This window comes from Exiguobacterium sp. s129 (assembly GCF_018617585.1).
GTDB classification, from domain to species: Bacteria; Bacillota; Bacilli; order Exiguobacteriales; family Exiguobacteriaceae; genus Exiguobacterium; species Exiguobacterium aestuarii_A.
This window is the reverse complement of record NZ_JACSKL010000028.1, coordinates 1-3855: the sequence shown is the minus strand read 5'-3', so window position 1 is coordinate 3855 and position 3855 is coordinate 1. Positions and strand designations below refer to the sequence as shown.

The window sequence follows — 3855 nt, the reverse complement described above, 5'->3', positions numbered from 1 at the left end:
CTGGACTTTCAATGCCTTTGAATATTTGGTCATAAAAAACACCCCATAAAAGTTGGATTTTCGTGTCCAACTTTTATGGGGCAGTTCAACGAGCTCTGCTTCTTTCGTTATAAAATCGGGCTGAGGAGTCGTGAGACACCCTCCCGAGCACGTACTGTCCATTTCCGCTTTTCATAGTCTTCCATCGTATACGTCCGACTGACCGCCGTGTCTGTCTCAAACAGGGAAACGAGTTCGAGAGCGACGCGTTCGTCGTAAATGACTGCGTTCACTTCAAAGTTGAGACGGAAGCTTCGGGCATCCAAATTCGTGGTTCCGACCGTCGCAATCTCATCATCGACGACAAGCGTCTTCGCGTGGAGGAAACCTTCATCATACAGATAGACGTTTGCCCCATAATCGAGCAACTCTCCAAGGAAGGAGAGCGATGCCCACATGACGAACGGGTGGTCCGGTTTTCCTGGAATCATGATGTCCATCTGAACGCCGGAGTTGAGTGCCATTTTACATGCATCCATAAAACTCGTGTCGGGTATGAAATAAGGGGTTTGGATGACGACCCGTCTTTTCGCCGACATGATCATTTTAATCATCATATTTTTTAAATGTTCGGTATCCGAGTTCGGACCGCTCGTGACGATTTGCATCGGCGAATTGTCTTTAATCTCATGTCTCGCAAAGCAGAACGTATTCTCCGGGTCATGCTTGCGGTGACCTGAGTAATTCCAGTCTAGGATGAAGCGGTGTTGGAGATTGTAGACGACGTCTCCTTCGACACGTAAATGGGTATCGCGCCAATAACCGAACTTCTCAACAAGTCCGAGGTATTCGGTCCCGACATTAAATCCACCGACATATCCGATTTTCCCATCGATGATGACGACTTTTCGGTGATTGCGGTTGTTCAACTTAAAATTGATCATCCCAAGTGTTGGTGGGAAGAAGACACGTACTTCCCCATCGTTCGCAATTAATTCTTTGAAGTCTGAGTTCCGAAGACTACGAGAACCGACCGCGTCGTAAAGAAGCCGTACTTTGACACCCGCTTTCGCTCGTTCAATCAATTCCTTTAAAAGAGCTTGTCCGAGAGCATCACGCTGGATGATATAGTACTGAATATTGATTTCGGTTTCAGCGGAGCGAATATCATCCATCAACGCTTTAAACTTTTGTTCGCCGTCATGTAAGATGAGGGAACGGTTATGTACACTAATCAAAGATTTTGAAGAGCGCAAATTCATTTGAAGCAGTTGGTCATACTTTTCGAACAGTGGCTGCGCAAGTTGCGTCTGACGTGTGTGAATCTGTTCGAGCTGTGCTTCCACTTGTAGCGAATGAAAAGAGCGTTCTTCCACACTCAAATTGTAGAAGTTATCCTTTTTGAGTTGTCGTCCGAGGAACAGGTAAATGATAAAACCGAGCACCGGCAAGAAAAATAGGACAAGCAACCAGGCCCAGGTCGCGCCAACGTCACGTCTTTCGGCAAAAATGACGGCAAGTGCGAACAATAAGTTTAACCCGAGGACGATATATAGCCCCCAACTGAAAATAATGGACCAATCCAACAACATACACCCCTTAAAAATCGATTTGTAGCTTAATCATACATCAAATGCGGGAATAGGTTGCTATCAAATGAAATGGGGGGAGAAGACAATGAACATGGAAGTCGTATGGAAGCAAGGCATGGCGTTTGAAACGCATACGCCATCGGGGCACACGGTGACACTTGATGCGTCCGAGGACGTGGGCGGTCTCGACACGGGACCTCGTCCGACGGAGATGTTGATTCACGCCACCGCGTCTTGCACGGGGATCGATATCGTCTCCATTCTGCATAAGATGCGTCAACCGTTAGAATCGTTCGAAATGAAGATTGATGGGGTTCGGGCAATCGATCATCCGAAACGCTTTACAGCCATTCACATCTTGTATATTCTGAAAGGCGACATGTCAGAAGAGCGAGTGCGACGTGCGATTGAACTATCTGTTGAACGCTATTGTTCTGTTTCACATAGTCTCAACGCGACTTTATCCTACAGCTATCAATTAAACGATGGCGAGGTCACACCGTTCGAACTTCAACAGTGAGCAAGATGGTTGAAAGGCAATGTGTTCTCCGTTATATTTGTATTTCAAATACTGTATAACTAAAGGAGGACGTTATGATTCGACTCGCGACGAAGCGCGATGCCAACAACATCGCGAACCTAATCGAACAACGAGCCGTAGCGCTAAATGAACAAGGAAGCGACCAATGGACCGAATATTTGGAACAGGACCTCGTAGAGCGTGTGCGCACTGACATTGCAGAAGGAAGTGTATATGTCTTTGAAGATGACCAACAAATTTTAGCTTCAATCGCTTTGTTGCCCCCGGATGACTGGGATGACAACTTATGGGATGACAGTGAGCGTGGACAATATATCCATCGAATCGTCGTCAGCGAAAAGCTGAAAGGTCGTGGCGTCGGTCAGCAGCTCATGGAGCACGTGCTAGAGGAAGCCGATGAAGATGAACCAATCCGTCTAGATTGTGTCGCTGACAATGAATTTCTAAATAGTTATTATCCACGTTTTGGTTTCGTTTTTGTCGATTCACGAAACGGGTACAATACGTTCGAATACAGATTAGATGAGAGCATGAGTGCATAAGGGTCTTTGGACCCTTTTTTTGATACAATGATAAAAGCGAAAAGGAGGAGTTTTCATGATTAAAACCATTTTGGTAGGGTTCGGCTTTTCAGCGAACACATTCCATTTGCCGTTTTTAAAGGCAATTGACACTTTTGAAGTGAGCGGGGTCGTGTCATCCCGTCCGGATGAAGTAAAGGCTGAATTACCAGATGCCAAGGTGTATGCGACATTAGACGAGGCGCTTCAAACAGATGCTTCTTTGTATGTCATCACGACACCATCGCATTTACATAAAGAGATGATTGTTGCCTGCCTCAAAGCTGGGAAAGATGTGTTGGTTGAAAAACCAGCCTTCCTGACAATTGAGGAAGGATTTGAGTTGATGGAACTTGAAGCGACGTCGGAAGGCATCGTCAATGTCTATCAAAACCGTCGTTATGACGGTGATTTCCTAACGATTCGGTCATTGCTCGACTCAAATGTGTTAGGGGAGTGGAAAGTGATTGAATCCCGATTTGATCGTTTCCGACCGAATGTACGGGATCGTTGGCGTGAAAATGCAGGCCCGGGATCAGGGATTTTGTTTGACTTAGGAAGTCATCTCATCGATCAGACCCTCGCCCTGTTCGGGAAACCTGACAAGGTTCAAGCGGATGTGATGATTCAACGAGAGGGTGGACAGTCTGACGACGGATTCTATGTGACATTCTATTATGGAGAGAAGCGAGTGTATCTTCGCTCGAATCCATTCATCGCTGGCGAAACTCCGCGGTTCGAAGTCCATGGAACGAAAGGTAGCTTCGTGAAGTTCGGACTCGACCCTCAGGAAGAGGCACTGAAGCAAGGACAGTTTACGAGTGACGTGTTAGAGACTGGGATCTTGTCGACGGATGAGGTCGAAACGATTCAAGTCGAGAAAGGTGACTATTTGATGTATTATCATCAGTTAGCCGAAAGCTATCAGACACGACAACCTGTCGTTTCATTAAAGGATGCGACACTCACGACGCAAATGATCGAACTCGCTCGACAATCGTCTGAGACGGGGCAAGTGATGTCAGTAGATTGATTTCCATAAGATTTCTATAAGAACGAATTCGCCTGAGTGCGAGTTTGTTCTTTTTTAACTAAATCAGGCGAGAATTCTCCCTCCTCTAAGCGTCTCGGGGCGTAGCCCAGCGTAGGCGGGAGATGAATCGCCCGGTCCAAAACTCTTCTC

General features: G+C 46.5%; 4 protein-coding genes. 3 read left to right on the top strand and 1 reads right to left on the bottom strand.

What is annotated here, in order from left to right:
• Nucleotides 1-107: 107 nt before the first annotated feature.
• Entirely contained in the window at nt 108-1571 is a 1464-nt protein-coding gene (gene cls, locus KNO92_RS14615) for a cardiolipin synthase (protein WP_483297460.1), read from the bottom strand.
• Nucleotides 1572-1656: 85 nt separating this feature from the next.
• On the opposite strand from cls, the gene KNO92_RS14610 reads away from it, so the two are divergent.
• From KNO92_RS14610 to KNO92_RS14600, 3 genes are all read left to right on the top strand, one after another.
• On the top strand, nt 1657-2091 hold the full coding sequence (locus KNO92_RS14610) for an OsmC family protein (protein WP_214692179.1): 435 nt from the start codon (nt 1657-1659) through the stop codon (nt 2089-2091).
• A gap of 74 nt (nt 2092-2165) precedes the next feature.
• Nucleotides 2166-2654, top strand: coding sequence for a GNAT family N-acetyltransferase (locus KNO92_RS14605; protein WP_074034518.1), 489 nt, complete (start codon nt 2166-2168; stop codon nt 2652-2654).
• A 55-nt stretch (nt 2655-2709) separates the two neighbouring features.
• On the top strand, nt 2710-3705 hold the full coding sequence (locus tag KNO92_RS14600; RefSeq protein WP_214692181.1) for a Gfo/Idh/MocA family oxidoreductase: 996 nt from the start codon (nt 2710-2712) through the stop codon (nt 3703-3705).
• Nucleotides 3706-3855 lie beyond the last annotated feature (150 nt).